The following is a 20,470-nucleotide window of genomic DNA, read 5'->3' as shown; positions in this document are numbered from 1 at the left end:
CCATGGCTTCCATTCTTCTCGCCTCGGCTGGCGCGGCCATTGGCGGCAGCATCGGCGGGGCGATCCTTGGCGTGTCGGCCGCCACCATTGGCGGTGCGATCGGCTCCTTCGCGGGCTCGATGATCGACAGCTGGATTGTATCGTCACTTGCCCCCGGGCAGCGCATCGAAGGCCAGCGGCTGGACGACCTGACCCTCACCACCTCGACCGAGGGGGCGATTATCCCGCGCATCTATGGCCGCATGCGGATTGGCGGCAACATCATCTGGGCCACGGATTTCACCGAAACGGTCAACACGACCACGCAGGGTGGCGGCAAGGGTGGCGGGCCGAAGGTGACCACCACGGCCTACCTCTATTCCGCCTCCTTTGCCGTGGCGCTGTGCGAGGGGCCAATCTCGGGCATCGGGCGCATCTGGGCCGATGGCAAGCCGCTCGATCTCTCAAACGTGACATGGCGTCTGTATGCGGGCGACGAGACCCAGCAACCGGACCCGTTCGTTGAGACCAAAATGGGGGTCGGAAATGCCCCCGCCTATCGCGGCACCGCCTATGTGATGTTCGAGGAATTGCCGCTGGAGCAATTCGGCAATCGTATCCCGCAGCTGTCTTTCGAGGTTTTCCGCCCCGTCATCGAGCCCGATACCGCCGAGGGCATGATCCGCTCCGTCACCCTGATCCCCGGCACCGGCGAGTTCGTCTATGCCACCGAGCCGGTATCTCGCGGATCCGGCGGAAATACCGCCTCCGAGAATGTGCACACCACCAATGCCGTGCCGGATATCGTGGCCGCGCTTGATCAGTTGCAGGCGGCCGCCCCGAACATCGAAAGCATCAGCCTCGTGGTCAGCTGGTTTGGAACCGACCTGCGGGCCGGAAACTGCCAGATTGTGCCCGGTGTGGAAAACACCACGAAGGCGACCACTCCGAAAAGCTGGGCCGTGAACGGCGTCACACGCACGGCGGCCCATGTGATCAGCCTCGATGCAACCGGCCGCACGGCCTTTGGCGGCACGCCGGCCGATTTCGCCGTGGTGCAGGCGATCCAGGAACTCAAGGCACGCGGGCTGCGGGTCACTTTCTATCCCTTTCTGCTGATGGATATTCCGGTGGGTAATACGCTGCCCGATCCATATTCAGACAATGCGGCCACGGTTGGACAAAGCACCTATCCCTGGCGCGGCCGGATCACCTGTTCTCCGGCGGCAGGCTATGCCGGAACCGTTGACAAGACCGCAGCTGCCGCCACGCAGGTGTCTGCGTTTATGGGCAATGCGCAGGCCTCGGATTTCAGCGTCAGCGGCGAGACCGTCTCCTGGACCGGCGGCCCCGATTGGGGCTATCGGCGTATGATCCTGCATTATGCCCATCTTTGCGCGGCGGCTGGCGGGGTGGATACGTTTCTGATCGGATCGGAATTGCGCGGGCTGACCACAATCCGCGACGGGGCAACCACCTATCCGGTTGTAACCGCCCTGAAGCAACTGGTCGCTGATGTTGCCAATATTCCGGGAGCCAGCACCGCCATCAGCTATGCCGCCGACTGGTCGGAATATTTCGGGCACCAGCCGCAGGATGGCTCCGGCGATCTGTTCTATCATCTCGACCCATTGTGGTCTGATCCGAACGTCCACTTCATCGGCATCGACAATTACCTGCCGCTGTCCGACTGGCGCGACGGGTTTGATCATGCGGATGCGCAGGCGGGATGGGGTTCTATCCGTGACCTCGACTATCTGCGCAGCAATATCGAGGGCGGCGAAGGGTTTGACTGGTTCTATGCCTCCGATGCCGACCGCATCGCCCAGATCCGCACCCCCATCACCGACGGAGCCTACAACAAGCCGTGGGTTTTCCGCCCCAAGGATATGCGCGCGTGGTGGGGCAATGCGCATTATGACCGCCCGGGCGGGGTTGAAAGCGTAACGCCGACCGGTTGGATCTCGCAATCCAAGCCCATCCGCTTTACGGAGCTCGGTTGCCCGGCTATCGATCGCGGCACCAACCAGCCGAATGTGTTTTATGACCCGAAATCGGCCGAAAGCGCCTTGCCATACTTTTCGCGGGGCTGGCAGGACGAGGCAATCCAGCGGCGCTATATCGAGGCGATGCTGGGCTATTGGGGTGATCCGGCCAACAACCCGAGCAGCAGCGTTTACACCGCCCCGATGATCGATATGGGCGAGGCGGCTGTCTGGACATGGGACGCGCGGCCCTATCCGGATTTCCCTGCCCGCGACGATGTCTGGGCCGATGCGCCGAACTGGCGATTGGGGCATTGGCTGAACGGTCGGCTTGGTGCGGTCGGGCTTGGCGCGCTGGTGCGCGAGCTTTGCCGCCGCGCGGGGCTGGATGATGTCCTGATCGACGTCAGCGCGCTTTCCGACACCGTGCCGGGGTTTGTGATTTCCGCGCTGGAAAGCCCGCGCGCCTCGATCTCGACGCTGGCGCGGCATTTCGGATTTGATGCGGTGGAGAGCGGCGGGGTGATCCAGTTTGTGACGCGCGGCCAGCGGGCCAACGCCACCATAAAACCCGATGATTTGGTGGTTGCATCCGGCGACGTGATGGAATTGACCCGCGGGCAGGAAACCGAGCTGCCGCAAGCGCTCAAATGGCAACTGGTGCGCCCCGACGAGGAATACGACGCCGCCACGGTCGAGGCCCGCCGTGTCACGGTGGAAGCTGCCCGCGTGACCTCGGAGAGCTTCCCGCTGGCCGTATCGCTGGAAGAGGCCGACCGACGCTGTCGCCGCGCATTGATGGAAGCGTGGATAGGACGCGAGACCCTGACGGCCAAATTTCCACCCTCAAACCTGTCTCTCGATCCCGGTGATGTCGTCAGTCTCGCCAATGACGGTCGCCTGATCGATTATCGCATCACCCGCATCGGTGACGCCGGCGCGCGGGCCATCGAGGCGATCCGCACCGACGCCACGATTTACGACCTGCCACCCGGGCAATACCGACCCGCGAGTCTGCCCGGAGCCACCGGGAACCTCTAAAAATCCCCCAAAATCCGGCCTGACGGGGTAGAATCGTCATCAGGATGAAAATGATTCGACCGACGGGGTTTTGTCATGGGTCAGATGGGATTTTTTGATCTTTCCAGCCGATACGCGGGACTGGACAAATCTGGTGATCCGCTGGTGTTGCTCAACGACATGGTGCCGTTCGAGGATTACCGGGACGAGCTGAAGGCCATATGGCGCACGCCGCCCGAACAGCGCAAATCCAACGCTGGCCGCCCGCCTTGGGATGAGGTGCTGATATTCAAGACGATGGTTTTGCAGCAGCTCTACAACCTCTCTGACGATCAGATCGAGTATCAGATCCGCGACCGCCTGTCGTTCATGCGGTTTCTCGGCCTTGGCATTGAAGACAGCGTACCTGACGCCAAGACCATCTGGGCCTACCGTGAAAGGCTGGCCGGGGCCGGGAAGATGAAGGAGCTGTTTGACAAGTTCGATGCCTTTCTGCGCGAAAAGGGCTATCTGGCGATGGGCGGGCAGATTGTTGATGCGAGCATCGTTCCGGCGCCGCGCCAGCACAACAAAAGGGACGAGAACGAGAAAATCAAGGCGGGCGAAACGCCTGAAGAGTGGGAGGAAAAACCCCACAAGAAGCGCCAGAAGGACGTGGATGCGCGCTGGACGAAGAAGCACGGCAAGAGCTATTACGGCTACAAGAACCACATCAATGTCGACCGGCGGCACAAATTCATCCGCGCTTATGATGTCACCGATGCCGCCGTGCATGACAGCCAGGCGCTTGCCGGTCTGATTGATGCGAGCAACACCTCATCGGACCTGTGGGCCGACAGCGCCTATCGCTCGCAAAAGATCGAAAGCGAGCTGGAAGAGCGGGGGCTTCACAGCCATATCCATCACAAGGGCAGGCGCGGCAAGCCGCTTGGCGAGCGCCAGCAAAAGGCCAACCGGAGGCGCTCGAAAGTGCGGGTCCGGGTCGAGCATGTATTCGCTTTTCAGGAGCGCTCCATGGGCGGCAAGCTGATCCGCTCCATCGGCCTGAAGCGGGCGCGATTTCGCATCGGGATGATGAACCTGGTCTACAACATGAAGCGCTTCGTCCAGTTCGAATGCGGCCTGGCGGCGCCGGGATAAGGGTTCATGGGGTGAGGTGTGCCTGAAATACCCAAAACCGGCTTGAAACCGGTGAAAATGGGTTTATGATCCGAAGCAATCAGGCGGGACAGGCGAAAAACCGTCCACCCCGCCGCGAAGAAGGCGAAAACGGGAATTTACAGAGGTTCCCCACCGTTTATGGTCCGGCGGAAATTGCCCTGATGGACCTGCCGCAAATTTCTGATGCCGTTCCGGCGCACCGGCCCTATGCAGCGGTGTTCGCCAAGCCGTGGTATGGCACGGCGGCCGTCTGGCGCAGTGCCGACACTTCGGGCTTTGCCTTGCTGGATACCATTGGTCAGGCGGCGCAGTTTGGCACGCTGGTTGCGGATCTTCCGGCCGGTCCTCTCGACCGGTTCGATCATGGCAATGAACTGCTGCTGGATGTTTCCTCCGGCACGCTGACCAGCGTCACCGATACCGAGTTGTTTGCCGGAGCCAATGCGCTGGCGGTGGAAAGCGCGACTGGCAATTGGGAGATCATCCAATTCGGAAATGCGGAGCTGGTTTCTTCGGGCCGTTATCGCCTGATGCACCTGCTACGCGGCCAGCGTGGCACCTTTGATGCCATGGGCAATCCCACACCCACCGGCGCGCGGATGGTGGTGCTGGGGTCCGGCCTCCAACCGCTCTCCATTGCCGAGGCCGATCTGGGCCTGCCATGGAACTGGCGCATCGGTCCGGCCAGCGCGGCCCCGTCTGATGCCATCATGCAAGCGCAGAGTTTCACCTCGAACGGGCGCGGGCTGATGCCTTTCGCTCCGGAACAGGTGCGGATGCGGCGGGAAGCAAACGGTGATCTGACCCTGCGCTGGCTGCGGTGCGACCGCTCACTCTCGGCCGATAGCTGGGTGCTGACCGATGTGCCGATGTCGGAAGCCAGCGAAGCCTATGATCTGGAATTTTTGGACGGGGCAACTGTCAAGCGATCCTTGACCGTTGCCAGCCCCACGTTCACCTACACCGCCGCAATGCAGACCGCTGATTTCGGCGGGCCTGTCACCAGCCTGTCCGTCCGCCTTTACCAGATCGGCGCGCTCGGTCGGGGTGCGCCGCATTTTGAGACCATCACCATCAAGGAAAGCCTATGACCAACACCCCGAACCTGGCCTTGCCGTATCTGGCGGCCGCGCAGGCGCAAAAACATGTGACCGTCAACGAGGCGCTTTCCCAACTGGATGGACTGGTGCAACTCTCGGTTCTGGATCGGGATCTTGCATCTCCGCCGGGCAGCCCCACTGAGGGCGATCGTTACCTTGTCGCGGCCGGGGCAACAGGTGCCTGGGCCGGTTGGGATGGCGATCTGGTGCTGTTTTCCGGTGGCGCATGGCTGCGCCTGATCCCCCAGACGGGCTGGATGGCGTGGGACGTCACGGCAAGCGAGTTGCTGGTCTGGAACGGGTCCGCGTGGGCTTCCTTCGTGCCGAACCTGCAAAATCTTTCCGGTGTCGGCATCGGCACATCTTCGGATGCCACCAACAGGCTGGCGGTCTCCGCTGCTGCAACCCTGCTCAATCACGCGGGCAACGGTCATCATCTCAAGATCAACAAGGCCGCAGCCGATGACACCGCCAGCCTTTTGTTCCAGACCAACTGGTCGGGGCGCGCCGAGATGGGCACGGCGGGCAGTGACGATTTCGTCCTCAAGGTCAGCGCCGACGGCAGCACATTTTTTGAGGCATTGCGGGCGGACGGCAATACCGGCGCGGCCAGCTTTCCGAACGGCATGGATCCCGAGCGCCGCAGCATTGGCGGCCTGACCAAGGGCGGCGGCACCGACTGGTGGGGGCCGGTCGATCCGTTCACGTTGAGTTACAGCACCGGCTCGCAGCAGACCCTGAGCAAAGGCTGGTATGTCACTACCATGGGGGTAAGCGGAGCCGGTGCCTACGCCCGATATGGTCGCTGGATGACGCTGGGCCTGACCCGGTATTATCCCCACAGCAGCGGCACCAGCGCCTATCCCCGTGTCGTCGCCCCGCAGGTCTATCTTTACGAGAACAGCAGCAATGCCGAGATCACAGGTGGGTTGCCTGCCAGCTGGACAGGAAACCCCGTCAGTACCATGACCTCGACCAACAACTGGGTCTACCAGATGGTTTTCCCGAAATGGCGCGAAGTCTGATCCACCCATCAAAACAGGAGTTCAAATGACCCCGCCCAAACTTGAAGCGGGCTTCGTGCGCATGCCCGAGGATGAATTCGAAGCCATGCTGGCCCGCGCCGCTGAACAGGGCGCACGCCGTGCCTTGGCCGACGTTGGCCTCGACGGTCCCGAAGCCGCCATCGACATCCACGATCTGCGCACTCTGCTCGATAGCCTGCGTATTGCGCGGCGCACCGCCTGGCAGACCATCGTGCGCCTGATCACCACTCGCAGTGGTCGCACCACCGGCCTGCTGCTCGCCCTGATCGCGGGCATTGCCGTGAAGCTGAAACTGTTCGGCTGAAGCAACCTCGACACAATTTATCCCGACCACACCCGCCAATCGGCGGGTTTTCTTTTGGAGGAAACCATGACCACTCATTACTACGCCGACTGGCGCGACGTGCCGGAAAAGCTCTGGCGCTGGCCCGACTTCAGCCCGGAGGAGATCGCCTGTCGTGGCGATGGCACCATCCGTATCAACGAGCCGGCGCTCGACAAGCTGCAGGCCTTGCGCGACAACCTCGGCGTGCCGCTGATCGCCCATTCCGCCTATCGCAGCCCTGCCTATAACCGGCAGGTTGGCGGGGCCAAACATTCCATGCACCTGCAGGGTGCGGCGTTCGATATCTCCATGGCCAACCATGATCCGGAAGGTTTTGAAGCGGCGGCACGGGCCATCGGGTTTACGGGTTTCGGCTTCTATCCGAGGCAAAATTTCATGCACATCGACATCGGCCGCGCCCGCCAATGGGGCGACCCGTTCCCGCCGCGTGCCACCCGCGGTGGTCGCACCACACGGTTTGCCGATGAGCCGCCACGTCTGCGTGAAAGCCTGACGGAAAGCCGCACCATGAAAGGCGGCGGCGCAGCGGGCATTGCCACCATCGGCGCGGCGGGTGTAGAGGTGGTGCAACAGGCCGTCACCGACACCCAGTCCGCCCTACAACCGCTGATCCCCTATCTCGATACCATCCGCTGGCTGTTCATCGCTGTGGCCCTGATCGGCGTCGGAACCACCATTTACGCCCGCTGGGACGACTGGCGAAAGGGGCGGCGCTGATGGGCGGAGAAGGAAGGGCCGGGGCTATCCCTTGGGCTTGCCGGCCACGCCCCAATGTTGCGGGGGCACTTCGCGGATAACGACCCGGACCGATTCGATTGGCGCGTCGATGGCCTCGACCACCGCATCGGTAACCTTGGCGATCAGGGCCGCCTTTTTTTCGTTGGAGCGGCCTTCGATCAGGGTTACTTCGACGAGGGGCATGGTTATTCTCCTACGTTAAAGGCGACGGTTCCGAGGGTCTCGAATGTCGTTTCGACCGCCATGCCCGGTGCCAGCGCCACCGCTGCTGTGGCACCGCCAGCAAGCACGATATCACCCGGCGCCAGCACTTCGCCAGCCGAGGCCGCGACCCGCGCCGCAGCCACCAGCGCGCGTATCGGATTGCCGAGAATCGCTGCGGTCGAGCCGATTTGCTGGGCGCGCCCGTCGATGGATAGCACAAGCCCCAGATTGGTTACATCGGTGTCCTTGGGAAACCAGTTGCCCAGAACAAAGCCCGAGGACGAGGAATTGTCGGCCACCACATCGCCAAGGTCGAACTTGAAATTGTCATAGCGGCTATCAATGATTTCCATCGCCGGTGCCACGGCTTCGACCGCCGCCAGTGCCTGTATCGGTGTGACGTTACCCGAAAGCTCGTGCTTGATCAGATAAGCGATTTCCGGCTCTACGCGCGGATGCACATAGCGGGAAAAATTGATGATGCCGCCCTCTTCTTCCTGCATGCCGCTGGTCAGGCGGCCCCAGATCAGGTCATCCAGCCCCATCTGCACCTGCTTGGCGCGGCTGGTAAAACCCATCTTGATGCCGACCCGGCGTTCGCCGCGCGCATAGCGGCGCTGCATGGACAGGGCCTGAATGGCGTAGGCCTGCTCCATGGTCAGCTGGGCCTCGTCAGAGAATTGCGGGATGGCGGTGCCGGTGCGCGCTGCTTCGTCGGCGATTTCGGCTATTCTTGCGAGGTCACTCATGCTGATTTTTCCTTGTTCTTGACCATATCGAGGGCGACATCGACAATCATGTCTTCCTGTCCACCAACCATCTTGCGTTTGCCGACTTCGACCAGAATTTCACGGGTATCCAAACCATAAAGTTCGGCCGCCCGCTCTGCATGGCGCAGGAAGGACGAATAGACCCCGGCATAGCCAAGCGTCATGGTTTCGCGGTCCACCCGCACCGGGCGTTCCTGCAAGGGGCGCACCAGTTCTTCGGCGGCATCCTGCAGTTTGAACAGGTCACAGCCATGTTCCCAGCCGTAAAGATCGGCCACCGCCACGAATGCCTCGATCGGTGTGTTGCCCGCTCCGGCCCCCATACCGGCCAGCGAGGCATCAACACGGTAGGCGCCGTTTTCCACCGCCACAACCGAGTTGGCCACGGACAGCGACAGGTTTTCATGCATATGCGCGCCCAGCTGGGTTTCGGGTTTCAGCGCGGCCTTATAGGCATTGAAACGGTCCTGGACGCCGGCCATGGTCAGGCGCCCGCCGCTGTCGGTGACATAGACGCAGGCCGCGCCATAGCTTTCCATCTTGGCGGCCTCGGCTGCCAGATTATCCGCATCGGTCATGTGCGACATCATCAGGAAGCCGGACACGTCCAGCCCCATTTCGCAAGCCGCCGCGATATGCTGCGCCGAGACATCCGCCTCGGTGCAATGGGTGGCGATACGCACCGATTGCACGCCGTTATCGCGGGCCTTTTTCAGATCCTCGATGGTGCCTATCCCCGGCAACAGCAGGGTGGTCAGCTTGGCGTTCTTGATGACCTTGGCGGCCTCGAGAATCCAGTCACTGTCGGTGAAGGCCCCGAAGCCGTAATTGAAGGTCGAGCCGGTCAGCCCGTCGCCATGGGCAACCTCGATGGCGTCCACGCCGGCCTCGTCCAATGCTTGCGCAATGGCGCGTACATGGCCCAGATCATATTTGTGGCGAACCGCATGCATGCCGTCGCGCAGAGTTACGTCTTGAATATAAAGTTTGGTCATGTCAGGCGGCCTCTACCCATTTGCGTTGCACCGACAGGCGTTCGGCGGTTTTCATCGCCGCCGAGGTCATGATGTCGAGATTACCGGCGTATTTGGGCAGGTAATGCGCCGCACCTTCTACTTCGATGAAAATCGATACTTTCAGGCCGGTGAAATCGCCACCCATTTCAGGGATGTGCAGCGGGTCGTTGGAGCCGATATGCTCGAACTGCACCTCCTGCTTCAACCGGTAGCCGGGCACGTAGCTTTGCACCTCGCGCTCCATTTCAAGGATGGATTCGCGGATCTTGTCCTGATCGGCCTCGTCACACAGGCAGAACACCGTGTCGCGCATGATCAGCGGCGGCTCGGCCGGATTGAGGACGATAATCGCCTTGCCGCGCGTGGCTCCACCGACCTTTTCGATGGCCTCGGCTGTGGTTTCGGTGAACTCATCAATATTGGCGCGTGTGCCCGGGCCTGCGGATTTCGAGGCGATCGAGGCGACGATCTCGCCGTAATGCACCTTGGCGACACGGTTGACCGCAGCAACCATGGGAATCGTGGCCTGCCCGCCGCAGGTGACCATGTTCACATTGCCCTCGTCCAGATTGGCGTCGATATTGACCGAGGGGATGGTATAGGGGCCGATCGCTGCCGGGGTCAGGTCGATCACCTGCTTGCCATCGGCTTGCAAAACCGCATCGTGGTGTTTGTGGGCACCGGCAGAGGTGGCGTCAAAGACGATGCGGATATCCTTGTATTCGGGCAGCTTGGTCAGCCCTTCGATGCCCTCGTGGGTGGTGGCAACGCCCATGCGCGCGGCCCGGGCCAGGCCGTCGCTTGCCGGGTCGATCCCCACCATCGCGCCCATTTCCAGCACATCGGACATGCGCATGATCTTGATCATCAGGTCGGTGCCGATATTGCCCGAACCGATGATGGCACATTTGATTTTTGTCATGGTCCTATTCCTTTGCAAATGCGGCACGAACCGAGCCAAGCCCGTTGATCCGGGCCTCGAACACATCACCGGGTTCAGCGGCTACCATCGGGCCAAGCGCGCCCGACAAGACCAGATCACCCGGGCCAAGCGGTTGCCCGGCGCGGGCCATGGTGCGTGCCAGCCAGAGGGTGGCGTTCAGCGGGCTGCCCAGACAGGCGGCACCGGCCCCTACGGAAACCGGCTCGTTATTCTTGAACATGACCATGCCGCATAGGCGCGGGTTGAACTCGCCCAGCCGCTTGGGTTGCTGGCCCAGCACATAAAGCCCGGCGGAACCGTTATCGGCAATGGTATCGGTGATGCGAATGTCCCAGTTGGCCACCCGCGAGCCGACCACCTCGATGGCTGGCACCGCATAACCAATCGAGGCCATGACGTCGACCATGGTGATATGCGGGCCGGTCAGCGGCGCGGCAATCACAAAGGCAACCTCGGCTTCGACCTTGGGTTGCTGCACGCGCGACAGCGGAATGTCCTCGCCATCGGGCACTTCCATATCGGCAAACAGCATACCGTAATCGGGCTGGTCCACGCCCAATTGCGCCTGCACCGCCTTGGCGGTCAGGCCGATCTTGCGGCCGGAAAGCTTGCGCTCTTCGCTGGCCAGCCAGCGCTTCGTGTTGATTTCCTGCGCCTTGTAGGCGGCTTCTACATCGCTGTCGCCCAGAAGATCGCGCACAGGAGCCACCGGCTCACCGGTTTCCCAAGCCTGCCAGATACGGTCGGCAGCCTGTTGAATATTTGTGTCTGTCATTGAGTGGCTCCTTCAGAGCTTTACGCATATATTTTTAAGTTCGCTATAGAATTCCAGCCCATGCACCCCGCCTTCGCGGCCGATCCCGGATTGCTTGGACCCGCCAAAAGCCGTGCGCAGGTCGCGCAGGAACCACGAATTGACCCAGGCAATGCCGACATCGATTTGCGCGGCAACGCGGTGCGCCCTGGAAAGGTTCTCGGTCCAGATTGCCGTGGCAAGGCCATAATCGGTGTCATTGGCTAGCCGCACGGCCTCGTCTTCGGTGTCGAACGGGGTGATATGGCAGACGGGGCCGAAAATCTCTTCGCGAATCACCCGTGCATTCTCGGGCAGGCCGGTCCAGATGGTGGGGCGCACCCAGCAGCCGCCTGCGAATTCCGCGGGCATCTCGGCCTTGCCGCCACCGGTCACAACGGTTGCGCCCTCTTCTTCGGCCAACGCCATATAAGACAGCACCTTCTCTTCGTGCTCTTTTGAAATCAGCGGGCCCATATTGGTTTCGGGGTCATTCGGATTCCCCAATTTCAGGCTTTCGGCACCTTCCTTCATACGGGCGACGAATTCGTCAAAAATTGGTCGCTCCACGTAAATCCGTTCGGTGCCAAGGCAGACCTGCCCGCAATTGGCGAAGGCCGAGCGCAGGCTGCCCTCGATCGCCTTTTCCATATCACAATCGGCAAAGACAATGCCGGCATTCTTGCCGCCACATTCCATGCTTACCTGACGCAATCCCTTGGCTGCAGCCCGGGTGATGATCTCGCCAGTGCGGGTCTCGCCGGTAAAGGTGATGGCGTCCACGTCCGGATGCTCGGTCAGGAAGGCACCGGCGCTATCGGGGCCAAAGCCGTGCACCACGTTGAACACACCCGCAGGCATGCCGACTTTGTTCATCACCTCGCCCAGCAGGGTGGTGGTGAGCGGGGTTTCCTCGGAGGGTTTGACCACAACCGTATTGCCACAAGCCAGCGCCGGGCCAACCTTCCACGTCATCAGCAGCAGCGGCAGGTTCCACGGACTGATCACCGCGATCACGCCCTTGGGTTTGCGAACAGCGTAATTCAGCGCACCGGTAGCGTCCGGTGTATCGAGCATGAAGCTCTCGGTCGGCACGTTCTTGACCGTGTCGGCAAAGACCTTGAAGTTGGCAGCCCCGCGCGGAATGTCGATATGGCTGGCAAGGCCACGCGGCTTGCCGGTATCCAGTATCTCGGCCTCAAGGAAATCGTCAAAACGGTTGTTGATTTCATCGGCCACCGCATGGAGAAGATCGGTGCGCGCAACCATGCTCATTTTGCCCCATGGCCCTTTTAGGGCTGCGCGGGCAGCGGCAACGGCAGCATCAACCTCGGGCTTCAGCGCCTCGTGGACAACGCCGATTTTTTCCCCTGTTGCCGGGTTGAAATTGTCAAAGTTCTGGCCACTTTTGCCACTTGTGAACTCGCCATTGATAAAATGAAGCGCATCGGTCATTTTGGCATTCCTGATTAGCTATGATAGATCTAGAGTCGAAATTCCGGCTGCGGCGCAGGCATCATCCTGTTCGGCGGACGCACCGGAAACCCCGATTGCGCCGATCAGATGATCGCCAGCCATAATCGGTAATCCACCGGGAAAGGCTGCCACGCCGGGCCGGTTGACAATGCCGGCCAGCACGTCCGGCTCACCTTTCAGCACCTCGTAGAGCTTGCCGCTGGGCAAGCCGAACCCGACCGAAGTGCGCGCCTTGTCGCGGGCAATGTCGCCCGAGGGCAGGAAAGCCCCGTCGTCACGCAGAAAGGCAATCTGGTTGGCACCGGCATCGACGACGCAGGCATTGACCGAAACCCCAAGGCTCCGGCCATGCCTGACCGCCGCGTGAACGGCGCTCAGGGCGGCTTCGGCGGTAAGCCGAAGCGTTTTGGTCGTCGCAGACATCACGAAACGACAGACAGGAAGGCATCATTGAGCTTGCGCTCGTAGTAGAAAATGCCGCGCCCGACGTTTTCCATGTCCCAAGTCCGCTGCGGGTGGTCCTTGTAGGCGGTGTAACCACCGGAAAACACCTCGTTGCGGTTGCCGGACGGATCAAAGAAATAGATCGTCTGCCCACGGGTGATACCGTGCCGCGTTGGCCCCAGATCCAGCGAAAGATTGTATTGGGTGATGATGTCGGCCGCGTGGCCAATTTCGGCCCAGTCCTGCAGGAAAAAGGCGATATGGTGCAGTTTGCCAGGCTCTTCATGGGCCACAAAGGCGATGTCATGCGCCTTGTTGGACACGGTGGCCCAAATGGCAAACGGCTCTCCGTCGGGCAGCTTGACCAGTTCAGGCACGTGGAAATCAAGCGCCTCGATCAGGAATTGTTGGGTTTCTGCCAGATTTGGGCCATAAAGCAGGCAATGGTCGAGCCGCTGTGCCTTCATGCCGCGTGGCGGCTCACCCTTCCAGATATGCGGGTTGACGGTTTCCGGTGCCATGTCCGAAAGCTCCATTTCCCCGAAAATCTCAATCCGGTGACCCGAGGGGATGGTAAAGCCGATGCGGCGACCAGTCCCGGGCATTTCGCCCGCGGGCACCTCGTCGACCTCAAGGCCCCAATCCTCGATCCGCTTGCGGAAACCGTCCATGGCGTCGTCGTTTTCAGCCTTGAAAGCGAAGACGTCGATGCCAGCCTGATCGGTCTCACGCAGCACGATGGAGTGGCGGCCGAATTCGTCAAAGCATTTGAGGTAGACCCGGCCGTCATCCTCTTTCGAGACCAAATCAAGGCCCAGGCGTTCGACGTAATGTTCGATCGCCTCATCCATATCCAGCACCCGGAGCTGTGCAAACCCCGGTCTCATCAATCCTTCTTGTGACATTTTCTTCTCCCTTTTGTGAAGTTGACTTCGTAATTATCCGGGCCGTTTCGGCGCTCTGAAAGCGGGGCTGAGTATCAGGTCCGTCTTGGCGAGCAGCCGGCAGGATAGCGCGAATCCCTCGCGCTCTTCTTGTTCGGTGACATGTGCGCGACTCATTTTCAGTGTGGTATATTCTCCCGAAAGCACCTTGACCCGGCACGCCCCGCAGCCGCCCTTGCGACAGCCGACCCGCACCGAAGTGGCCCCGGTGCGCTCAAGCGCGCCCAGCACGACTTCGCCGTCACGGATCGGGCGCCCGGCAGTTTCACCTTCGAGTCTTACTGTAGGCATTGTTCCCCCATAGCTGCTGCGCGAAAACCGCTCTGCTTCGCTTCCTTTGTGTCGCCACGTTGAGTGCAGTTTGAATGTGACAAAATCGTTTGTCAAATGGAATATCGTTTTTAAAAGTCGTTTTTTTCGCAATTTCGGGTTCTAATATCATTTCATAGGTTTTTCTTGTCAGCTAGCGCCGACTCGGCTAAAAAAATGCGGAAATTCAGGAGAACGGTTTGCAAGTTACCAATGGCGATATTCAGGAAGAAAAGGTTGGCGGGGGCAAGACCGCGATCGGTGTGGTGTATTCGTCGTTGATGCAGGCCATCCTTAACGGCGAGATAGAGCCGGAAAGCCGCCTGCGAATTGAAAATCTGCGACTGCGCTATGGTGTCGGATCGTCCACCGTGCGCGAAGCCCTTTCGCGTTTGCTGGTCGAGAATCTCGTAACCACGCAAGGTCAAAAAGGATTTCGCGTAGCGCCGGTTTCGATGGCGGATTTCGAAGAGATCGTCAAAATGCGCGCCTTGCTGGAATCAGCGGCGCTGCTGGAATCGATGGAAAACGGCGATGATGAGTGGGAAGGCAACCTTGTGGCCGCGCATCACCGTCTGGCAAAAATCGAGAAAGCGATCCTGGCGAGTAAAGCGGACGAGGTTTCGGACGAAAACGTGCGGGATTGGGAGTTTCGCAATCGCGACTTCCACGATGCGCTCTATGCGGCCTGCCACAACCGCTGGCTGCAAAAATTTCGCAATATTCTTTATAACCAGTCGGTGCGATATCTGCGCATTTCCATCAGTTCGCGCTCCGTCCCACGAGATGTGCGCGCCGAGCATCAGGCGATTTTCGATGCGGCAATTGGACGGGACAAGGTTTTGGCGGAAAAACTGTTGCGCGAGCATATCGGAAAATCCATCGGTGTGCTGGCGGAGCGAATTCCTGGTGGAAAGTTTGCAAGCAGTTTTGGCGAGGCGTGAGTCATGGCGTGCATTCCTTCCAGCCCAGCGCCGGACATGGCGTTTGAAACCATTGGGCATGGTACCATTAATCCGGCGGCAAAACCGGCCGCTAACGGTACGCTGGTCACGTTCTTTCCCCATGCCCAATGCAAGGTGAGCCGGTTTCACCTCAAGGCTCTTGACGACATGATCGGTGATTTCGCGATACGCGGGGTCATGTTGCTGGCGGCCAGCGCCGACAGCGCCGACAACCTTCAGGCGATGGCCGCCGAAATGCAGATTGCCCGCCTGCCGATTGCCCATTCTCTGGATCCGACGCATGCACAAGAACGCTGGGGGGTGCTGTTGTCACAAGGGACGGCCGATCTTGATGAGCCGCCAGTTTTTGCCGAACCGGCCCACTTCTGGATTCGCAATGACGGCACCATCGGGTTAAGCGGCATCTATTCCACCCCGCACCAACTGCCTGACATCAAAAACCTGCTGCGCGCGGTCGAGAAATGCGTACCAAAAGGCAGTGCGCCGCGAGGATCACATATCGTTCGCAACTGACATCCAAATGCTACACAGGGAGAGAACATCATGAAGAAACCATTATCAGGACTGACGCGGCGCGGCTTTGTCAAAGGTGCCACCGGCATGGGCCTCCTTGTTTCATCCAGTAGCCTTGCCAGCCCGGCAATCGCTGCCTCCAAGACAATCAGGATCGGCTATGTCACACCGACAACCGGACCGCTGGCAATTTTTACCGAGCCGGATGATTTCACGCTCAACCAGTTCAAGAAGCAACTCGAAGGCGGATTGAACATCAACGGAGCCAACCACGCGGTTGAATTCATCGTCAAGGACAGCCAATCCAACTCCAACCGTGCCTCTTCGGTGGCGCAGGAGCTGATTCTGGGAGACGAGGTGGACCTGATCATGGCCGCGTCCACCCCTGATACCACCAATCCGGTGGCCGATCAGGCCGAGCTGAACGGCGTACCCTGCATCACCAATGACACCCCGTGGCAGCCACATTTCTTTGGCCGTCAGGGCGATCCGGCTGTGGGTTTTGACTATACCTATCACTTCTTCTGGGGGCTTGAGGACATCATCTCGGTCTATATGGCGATGTGGGATCAGGTGGAAACCAACAAGGTTGTTGGGGCGCTCTGGCCCAATGACCCTGACGGCAACGGCTGGGCCGATCCGACCCATGGCTTCCCACCAGTGATGGCCGAGCGGGGGTATGAACTGGTTGCTACCGGCCGCTATCAGAATATGAGCGACGATTTCAGCGCGCAGATTTCCGCCTTCAAGAAAGCCGGTGTGGAAATTGTGACCGGTGTGGTCATTCCACCGGATTTCACCACCTTCTGGACCCAGGCTGCCCAGCAGGATTTCCACCCCAAGGTGGTGAATGCCGCCAAGGCGACCGAATTTCCGCATGCCATCGCCGGGCTGGGCGAACGCGCCGACGGGCTGTCGGTCGAGGTCTGGTGGTCGCCCCAGCATCCGTTCTCGTCGGGCTTTACCGGCCAGACCTCTGCCGAGCTGGCCGCCGAATACACCGCCGCCACCGGCAACCCCTGGACGATGCCGCTGGGCTTCAAACACGCGCTGCTGGAGGTCGCTGTCGACGCGCTCAGGCGCACCGAAGATCCGACCAGCCCGGAAAGCATTGCCGCTGCGATCAAAGCCACGTCTTATGATTCGGTGGTGGGCACTATCGACTTCTCCAAAGGCCCTGTGCCCAATATCGCCAAGACGCCGCTGGTTGGTGGTCAGTGGAAGCTGGACGGCGGGGTGCTGGATCTGCAGCTCGTCGAGAACGGGGATCATCCCGATATTCCGACCTCGGCCAGTATGCGCCCGATCGGCTAGTCGGACAGGCCTGATACGAACAAAAGCGGCGGCACAATGCCGCCGCTTACGCCGAAAACGGGGGGGCATGCAGCCAATTCTATCGCTGGTAGGCGTCAACAAAAGCTTTGGCGCATTGCAGGTGGCTGACAATATCAGCCTTGATCTGCCCCGTGGGCAGGCGCTGGGGATCATCGGCCCGAACGGGGCGGGGAAATCAACCCTGTTCAACCTGATCGGCGGGGCCTTGCCTGTGTCATCGGGAGAGATCCGCTTTGACGGGCAGGACATCACCCGCCAGAGGGCCAACCAGCGTTGCCGTCAGGGGATTGCCCGCTCGTTCCAGATTCCGCACCCGTTTACCGGCATGAGCGTTTATGAAAACCTGCTGGTTGCTGCCTCGTTTGGCGGCGGCAAGACGGATCAGGCCCGTGATATTCTGACGCGCACCGGTTTGCTGGACAAGGCCAATGTCCAGGTCGGCACGCTTTCGCTGCTGGAACGTAAACGGCTGGAACTGGCCCGCGCGCTGGCCACGCAGCCAAAGCTGCTGTTGCTGGACGAAATTGCCGGTGGCCTGACCGAGGGTGAATGTCAGGCGCTGGTCCGGACCATCTGTGATATCCGCGACAGCGGCGTCTCCATCATCTGGATCGAACATATCGTGCATGCACTGGTGGCCGTGGTTGAACGGCTGATCGTTATTGATTTTGGCAAGATCATCATCATCGCGCAGGGCGCACCCGCCGAGGTCATGGCAACCCCGCTCGTGCAAGAGATTTACATGGGGATCGAAATAGATGACCACGCTGCTTGAAACCCGAAACCTGACGGCCTTTTACGGCGATTTTCAGGCGCTGTTCGGCATTGATCTGACTCTGAACGCCGGTGAGGCACTGGCGATCATTGGCGCCAACGGGGCCGGCAAATCGACCTTTCTGCGCGCCCTTACCGGCCTGCGCTCCACCAAGGGGCAGCAGGTGACATTTGACGGGCAATCCATTGCCGGACTGCCCGCCGACCGGATTCACAAGCTGGGGCTGGCCATGGTGCCCGAGGGGCGACGGTTGTTTCCCTCGCTGAGCGTCGAGGAAAACCTGCTGATCGGTGCTTCGGGCGGGCGCAATGGGCCGTGGAACCTGAAGGCGATCTATGACCTTTTCCCCGATCTCGTCGCCAAGCGGGCCAATCCCGGCCATGCTCTTTCGGGCGGTCAACAACAGATGGTGGCGATCGGACGTGCGCTGATGTCCAACCCCAAATTGTTGTTATGTGACGAGATCAGCCTTGGCCTTGCCCCGAAGATCATCAAGAACATCTATCAGGCCCTACCGCAAATCCGCCAGCAGGGCACCGCAATTCTGGTGGTTGAGCAGGATGTCAGCCAGGCCATGGCGGTATCCGACCATATCTATTGCTTCATGGAGGGCCGCGTCACCCTGACCGCCCCCCCCAAAGACCTGAGCCGCAAGCAGATTGCCGACGCCTATTTCGGCATGAAAAACGGAGAGGCCGCCTGATGGACTGGATCAATGCAATCGTGCAGGGCATATTGCTGGGTGGGCTATATGCCCTGCTCGCAGCCGGGCTGAGCCTGATGTTCGGGGTGATGCGTTTCATCAACATGGCACATGGCGATTTCATCGTGATCGCCGCCTATATGATGCTGACCTTTGTGGTGACATGGGGGCTGCATCCGGCGATTGGCGTGGTGCTGGTGGTGGGGCTGCTGGGGGTGGCGGGGTATCTGAACCAGCGGCTGCTGCTGAACCGGGTGTTGGGCAAGGATGTTCTGCCGCCAGTGCTGGTAACCTTTGGCATGTCGATCATCATCCAGAACGCGTTGCTTGAGGTTTTTTCCGCTGACAGCCAGAAAATTTCGACCGGTTGGCTCGAGACCGCCTCGGTTCCACTCGGCCAGAACCTGGCAATTGGTGTATTGCCGCTGATGATGTTTCTGGCTGCGGTGGCCGCGATTGGAATCTTGCAGTTCATCTTTTACCGCACCGCCATCGGGCGGCTGCTGCGTGCCACTTCGGATGACCCGGAAATGGTGCCGCTGATGGGGGGCAATAACGCCCATATCTTTGCGCTGGCAACCATGCTGGCCAGTTTTGTCGTTGCCGTGGCCGGTATTTTTCTGGCGATGAAGGCCAATTTCGACCCTTCCGCAGGGCCGGTGCGGCTATTGTTCGGCTTCGAGGCGGTGATTATCGGCGGGATGGGCAATATCTGGGCCACTCTGCTGGGGGGGCATCGTGCTGGGTGTCGCGCAAACGCTGGGGGCGCAAATCGATGCGGGCTCGCAAATTCTGGCGGGGCATCTGGTCTTTCTGGCGGTACTGATGCTGCGGCCCAGGGGGCTGTTTCCTCGGATGAAAGGCTGATCTCATGGACAACACCGCTGCATCATTGCCGAACGTGAACAGGGGCCTGCGCGGCGCCCTGTTGATTCTGGCTGGCGTGGCCTTGGCCTTTGCGCCCTTTTGGGCGGGCCGCGCCGACCTGCGCCTGTTGATGGAGGCGTTCAGCTTTCTGGCCCTGGCGCAAATCTGGAACCTGTTGGCCGGATATTCGGGGCTGATTTCGGTCGGGCAGCAAGCTTTTGTCGGGCTGGGGGGCTATCTGTTTTTCGCGCTGGCAATGTTTACCGGCCTGCCGGTGCTGGTGGCCATCCCGGCGGCGGCCGTGGCCACCGCAATCATTGCCATTCCCACCGGCTGGATCGCCTTTCGCCTGCAGGGGACGTATTTTGCCATTGGCACATGGGTGATTGCCGAATCCTTTCGCCTGATCGCCGCGCAGATCAGCACCTTGGGCGGTGGTTCGGGGATTTCGCTGCCGATCGCGGTGGCAAAATCACTGGCCACGACACGGGCTGGCCGCGATCAGGTGATGTATTACATCGCTTTTGCCATCGCCGTGATATCGGTCATCGGGGTCTGGACCTTGCTGCGCTCGCGCTGGGGCATGGCGCTGACAGCACTCCGCGACAGCGAGGACGCAGCCGAGAGCGTCGGGGTCGACACAAGGCGGGTCAAGTTCCTGATCTATATCTTTACCGCCTTCATTACGGCGCTGACCGGCGGGTTCATCTTTTTGCAAAAGCTGCGCATCACGCCCGACGCGGCCTTCAGCGTCAATGAATGGACCGCTTTCGTGATCTTCATCGTGGTGATCGGCGGGATTGGTACCATCGAGGGGCCAATTGTCGGGGTGGTGATCTTTTTTGCCCTGCGCGAGATCGCGGCGGATTGGGGAACGTGGTATCTGATCATGATGGGGGGCATTGCCATCGCGGTGATGCTGTTTGACAAGCGCGGTGTCTGGGGCGGGCTGAAAGCACGCTTTGGCCTGTCGGTATTTCCGACCGGCCGGCGACTGGAGTAAACAGGTAAGCAGACAGGGAAACGGTGCCTGCAGGG

Annotated in this window: 21 protein-coding genes and 1 pseudogene; 13 read left to right on the top strand and 9 right to left on the bottom strand. The window is 60.5% G+C overall.

Going from position 1 to position 20,470, the window contains the following annotated elements; all coding sequences use genetic code 11:
- Positions 1-2: 2 nt before the first annotated feature.
- The 6 genes and pseudogenes from ACQY4M_RS07710 to ACQY4M_RS07685 all read left to right on the top strand — a co-directional run.
- Positions 3-2,981, top strand: a pseudogene (locus ACQY4M_RS07710) (baseplate multidomain protein megatron); the annotation flags it as partial.
- Between the two features lie 99 nt (positions 2,982-3,080).
- A complete protein-coding gene (locus tag ACQY4M_RS07705; RefSeq protein ID WP_428539227.1) occupies positions 3,081-4,124 on the top strand; it encodes an IS5 family transposase in 1,044 nt (347 codons plus the stop codon).
- A gap of 65 nt (positions 4,125-4,189) precedes the next feature.
- The gene (locus tag ACQY4M_RS07700; RefSeq protein ID WP_428542848.1) at positions 4,190-5,236 is read left to right on the top strand and encodes a phage tail baseplate protein; all 1,047 of its coding nucleotides are present in this window, start codon (positions 4,190-4,192) and stop codon (positions 5,234-5,236) included.
- Positions 5,233-6,270: a DUF2793 domain-containing protein gene (locus ACQY4M_RS07695; RefSeq protein ID WP_428542845.1), complete on the top strand. Its 1,038-nt coding sequence runs from the start codon at positions 5,233-5,235 to the stop codon at positions 6,268-6,270. Before ACQY4M_RS07700 ends, ACQY4M_RS07695 begins: the two co-directional genes overlap by 4 nt.
- 25 nt (positions 6,271-6,295) lie before the next feature.
- On the top strand, positions 6,296-6,595 hold the full coding sequence (locus tag ACQY4M_RS07690) for a DUF6127 family protein (RefSeq protein ID WP_428542842.1): 300 nt from the start codon (positions 6,296-6,298) through the stop codon (positions 6,593-6,595).
- A 66-nt stretch (positions 6,596-6,661) separates the two neighbouring features.
- Positions 6,662-7,354: a YcbK family protein gene (locus tag ACQY4M_RS07685; protein WP_428542839.1), complete on the top strand. Its 693-nt coding sequence runs from the start codon at positions 6,662-6,664 to the stop codon at positions 7,352-7,354.
- Positions 7,355-7,378: 24 nt separating this feature from the next.
- On the opposite strand, the gene ACQY4M_RS07680 is transcribed toward ACQY4M_RS07685, so the two are convergent.
- The 9 genes from ACQY4M_RS07680 to ACQY4M_RS07640 are packed head-to-tail and all read right to left on the bottom strand — an operon-like array spanning position 7,379 to position 14,256.
- On the bottom strand, positions 7,379-7,558 hold the full coding sequence (locus tag ACQY4M_RS07680) for a 4-oxalocrotonate tautomerase (RefSeq protein WP_428542836.1): 180 nt from the start codon (positions 7,556-7,558) through the stop codon (positions 7,379-7,381).
- Between the two features lie 2 nt (positions 7,559-7,560).
- Positions 7,561-8,328, bottom strand: a complete 768-nt coding sequence (locus tag ACQY4M_RS07675) for a 2-keto-4-pentenoate hydratase (protein WP_428542833.1) — start codon at positions 8,326-8,328, stop codon at positions 7,561-7,563.
- A complete protein-coding gene (gene dmpG / locus ACQY4M_RS07670; protein WP_428542830.1) occupies positions 8,325-9,344 on the bottom strand; it encodes a 4-hydroxy-2-oxovalerate aldolase in 1,020 nt (339 codons plus the stop codon). Before dmpG ends, ACQY4M_RS07675 begins: the two co-directional genes overlap by 4 nt.
- Before the next feature lies 1 nt (position 9,345).
- A complete protein-coding gene (locus ACQY4M_RS07665) occupies positions 9,346-10,287 on the bottom strand; it encodes an acetaldehyde dehydrogenase (acetylating) (RefSeq protein WP_428542827.1) in 942 nt (313 codons plus the stop codon).
- A 4-nt stretch (positions 10,288-10,291) separates the two neighbouring features.
- Complete coding sequence (locus tag ACQY4M_RS07660) at positions 10,292-11,083, bottom strand: 2-keto-4-pentenoate hydratase (RefSeq protein WP_428542824.1); 792 nt, start codon at positions 11,081-11,083, stop codon at positions 10,292-10,294.
- Between the two features lie 12 nt (positions 11,084-11,095).
- Positions 11,096-12,556 carry a 2-hydroxymuconic semialdehyde dehydrogenase gene (locus tag ACQY4M_RS07655; RefSeq protein WP_428542821.1) on the bottom strand — a complete coding sequence of 487 codons (1,461 nt, stop codon included), beginning with the start codon at positions 12,554-12,556 and terminating at the stop codon, positions 11,096-11,098.
- An 18-nt stretch (positions 12,557-12,574) separates the two neighbouring features.
- Entirely contained in the window at positions 12,575-13,000 is a 426-nt protein-coding gene (locus tag ACQY4M_RS07650) for a GlcG/HbpS family heme-binding protein (protein ID WP_428542818.1), read from the bottom strand.
- On the bottom strand, positions 13,000-13,908 hold the full coding sequence (locus ACQY4M_RS07645) for a catechol 2,3-dioxygenase (protein ID WP_428542815.1): 909 nt from the start codon (positions 13,906-13,908) through the stop codon (positions 13,000-13,002). Before ACQY4M_RS07645 ends, ACQY4M_RS07650 begins: the two co-directional genes overlap by 1 nt.
- A gap of 51 nt (positions 13,909-13,959) precedes the next feature.
- On the bottom strand, positions 13,960-14,256 hold the full coding sequence (locus ACQY4M_RS07640; protein ID WP_428542812.1) for a 2Fe-2S iron-sulfur cluster-binding protein: 297 nt from the start codon (positions 14,254-14,256) through the stop codon (positions 13,960-13,962).
- Positions 14,257-14,474: 218 nt separating this feature from the next.
- Between ACQY4M_RS07640 and ACQY4M_RS07635 the strand changes: the two genes are divergently transcribed.
- From ACQY4M_RS07635 to ACQY4M_RS07605, 7 genes are all read left to right on the top strand, one after another.
- Positions 14,475-15,218 carry a GntR family transcriptional regulator gene (locus ACQY4M_RS07635; RefSeq protein WP_428542809.1) on the top strand — a complete coding sequence of 248 codons (744 nt, stop codon included), beginning with the start codon at positions 14,475-14,477 and terminating at the stop codon, positions 15,216-15,218.
- A 3-nt stretch (positions 15,219-15,221) separates the two neighbouring features.
- Positions 15,222-15,752 carry a redoxin domain-containing protein gene (locus ACQY4M_RS07630; RefSeq protein WP_428542806.1) on the top strand — a complete coding sequence of 177 codons (531 nt, stop codon included), beginning with the start codon at positions 15,222-15,224 and terminating at the stop codon, positions 15,750-15,752.
- Between the two features lie 30 nt (positions 15,753-15,782).
- A complete protein-coding gene (locus ACQY4M_RS07625; RefSeq protein WP_428542803.1) occupies positions 15,783-17,066 on the top strand; it encodes an ABC transporter substrate-binding protein in 1,284 nt (427 codons plus the stop codon).
- A 67-nt stretch (positions 17,067-17,133) separates the two neighbouring features.
- Positions 17,134-17,862, top strand: a complete 729-nt coding sequence (locus ACQY4M_RS07620) for an ABC transporter ATP-binding protein (RefSeq protein ID WP_428542800.1) — start codon at positions 17,134-17,136, stop codon at positions 17,860-17,862.
- Positions 17,846-18,565: an ABC transporter ATP-binding protein gene (locus tag ACQY4M_RS07615; RefSeq protein ID WP_428542797.1), complete on the top strand. Its 720-nt coding sequence runs from the start codon at positions 17,846-17,848 to the stop codon at positions 18,563-18,565. The genes ACQY4M_RS07620 and ACQY4M_RS07615 overlap by 17 nt, the downstream gene beginning before the upstream one ends.
- Complete coding sequence (locus ACQY4M_RS07610; RefSeq protein WP_428542794.1) at positions 18,565-19,470, top strand: branched-chain amino acid ABC transporter permease; 906 nt, start codon at positions 18,565-18,567, stop codon at positions 19,468-19,470. Before ACQY4M_RS07615 ends, ACQY4M_RS07610 begins: the two co-directional genes overlap by 1 nt.
- On the top strand, positions 19,437-20,435 hold the full coding sequence (locus ACQY4M_RS07605) for a branched-chain amino acid ABC transporter permease (protein ID WP_428542791.1): 999 nt from the start codon (positions 19,437-19,439) through the stop codon (positions 20,433-20,435). The genes ACQY4M_RS07610 and ACQY4M_RS07605 overlap by 34 nt, the downstream gene beginning before the upstream one ends.
- Positions 20,436-20,470: the final 35 nt, after the last annotated feature.

Origin of the sequence: Profundibacter sp., from assembly GCF_965277155.1 — a bacterium.
Classification (GTDB): Bacteria; Pseudomonadota; Alphaproteobacteria; order Rhodobacterales; family Rhodobacteraceae; genus Profundibacter.
The sequence above is the reverse complement of the archived record's forward strand: the minus strand, read 5'-3'. Positions and strand labels throughout refer to the sequence as shown.

What these genes read in the sequence shown, in the direction of transcription:
- ACQY4M_RS07705 (WP_428539227.1), top strand. Translation starts at nt 3,081, where the DNA reads ATGGGTCAGATGGGATTTTTTGATCTTTCCAGCCGATACGCGGGACTG.
- ACQY4M_RS07700 (WP_428542848.1), top strand. Translation starts at nt 4,190, where the DNA reads ATGATCCGAAGCAATCAGGCGGGACAGGCGAAAAACCGTCCACCCCGC.
- ACQY4M_RS07695 (WP_428542845.1), top strand. Translation starts at nt 5,233, where the DNA reads ATGACCAACACCCCGAACCTGGCCTTGCCGTATCTGGCGGCCGCGCAG.
- ACQY4M_RS07690 (WP_428542842.1), top strand. Translation starts at nt 6,296, where the DNA reads ATGACCCCGCCCAAACTTGAAGCGGGCTTCGTGCGCATGCCCGAGGAT.
- ACQY4M_RS07685 (WP_428542839.1), top strand. Translation starts at nt 6,662, where the DNA reads ATGACCACTCATTACTACGCCGACTGGCGCGACGTGCCGGAAAAGCTC.
- ACQY4M_RS07680 (WP_428542836.1), bottom strand. Translation starts at nt 7,558, where the DNA reads ATGCCCCTCGTCGAAGTAACCCTGATCGAAGGCCGCTCCAACGAAAAA.
- ACQY4M_RS07675 (WP_428542833.1), bottom strand. Translation starts at nt 8,328, where the DNA reads ATGAGTGACCTCGCAAGAATAGCCGAAATCGCCGACGAAGCAGCGCGC.
- dmpG (WP_428542830.1), bottom strand. Translation starts at nt 9,344, where the DNA reads ATGACCAAACTTTATATTCAAGACGTAACTCTGCGCGACGGCATGCAT.
- ACQY4M_RS07665 (WP_428542827.1), bottom strand. Translation starts at nt 10,287, where the DNA reads ATGACAAAAATCAAATGTGCCATCATCGGTTCGGGCAATATCGGCACC.
- ACQY4M_RS07660 (WP_428542824.1), bottom strand. Translation starts at nt 11,083, where the DNA reads ATGACAGACACAAATATTCAACAGGCTGCCGACCGTATCTGGCAGGCT.
- ACQY4M_RS07655 (WP_428542821.1), bottom strand. Translation starts at nt 12,556, where the DNA reads ATGACCGATGCGCTTCATTTTATCAATGGCGAGTTCACAAGTGGCAAA.
- ACQY4M_RS07650 (WP_428542818.1), bottom strand. Translation starts at nt 13,000, where the DNA reads ATGTCTGCGACGACCAAAACGCTTCGGCTTACCGCCGAAGCCGCCCTG.
- ACQY4M_RS07645 (WP_428542815.1), bottom strand. Translation starts at nt 13,908, where the DNA reads ATGAGACCGGGGTTTGCACAGCTCCGGGTGCTGGATATGGATGAGGCG.
- ACQY4M_RS07640 (WP_428542812.1), bottom strand. Translation starts at nt 14,256, where the DNA reads ATGCCTACAGTAAGACTCGAAGGTGAAACTGCCGGGCGCCCGATCCGT.
- ACQY4M_RS07630 (WP_428542806.1), top strand. Translation starts at nt 15,222, where the DNA reads ATGGCGTGCATTCCTTCCAGCCCAGCGCCGGACATGGCGTTTGAAACC.
- ACQY4M_RS07625 (WP_428542803.1), top strand. Translation starts at nt 15,783, where the DNA reads ATGAAGAAACCATTATCAGGACTGACGCGGCGCGGCTTTGTCAAAGGT.
- ACQY4M_RS07620 (WP_428542800.1), top strand. Translation starts at nt 17,134, where the DNA reads ATGCAGCCAATTCTATCGCTGGTAGGCGTCAACAAAAGCTTTGGCGCA.
- ACQY4M_RS07615 (WP_428542797.1), top strand. Translation starts at nt 17,846, where the DNA reads ATGACCACGCTGCTTGAAACCCGAAACCTGACGGCCTTTTACGGCGAT.
- ACQY4M_RS07610 (WP_428542794.1), top strand. Translation starts at nt 18,565, where the DNA reads ATGGACTGGATCAATGCAATCGTGCAGGGCATATTGCTGGGTGGGCTA.
- ACQY4M_RS07605 (WP_428542791.1), top strand. Translation starts at nt 19,437, where the DNA reads ATGGACAACACCGCTGCATCATTGCCGAACGTGAACAGGGGCCTGCGC.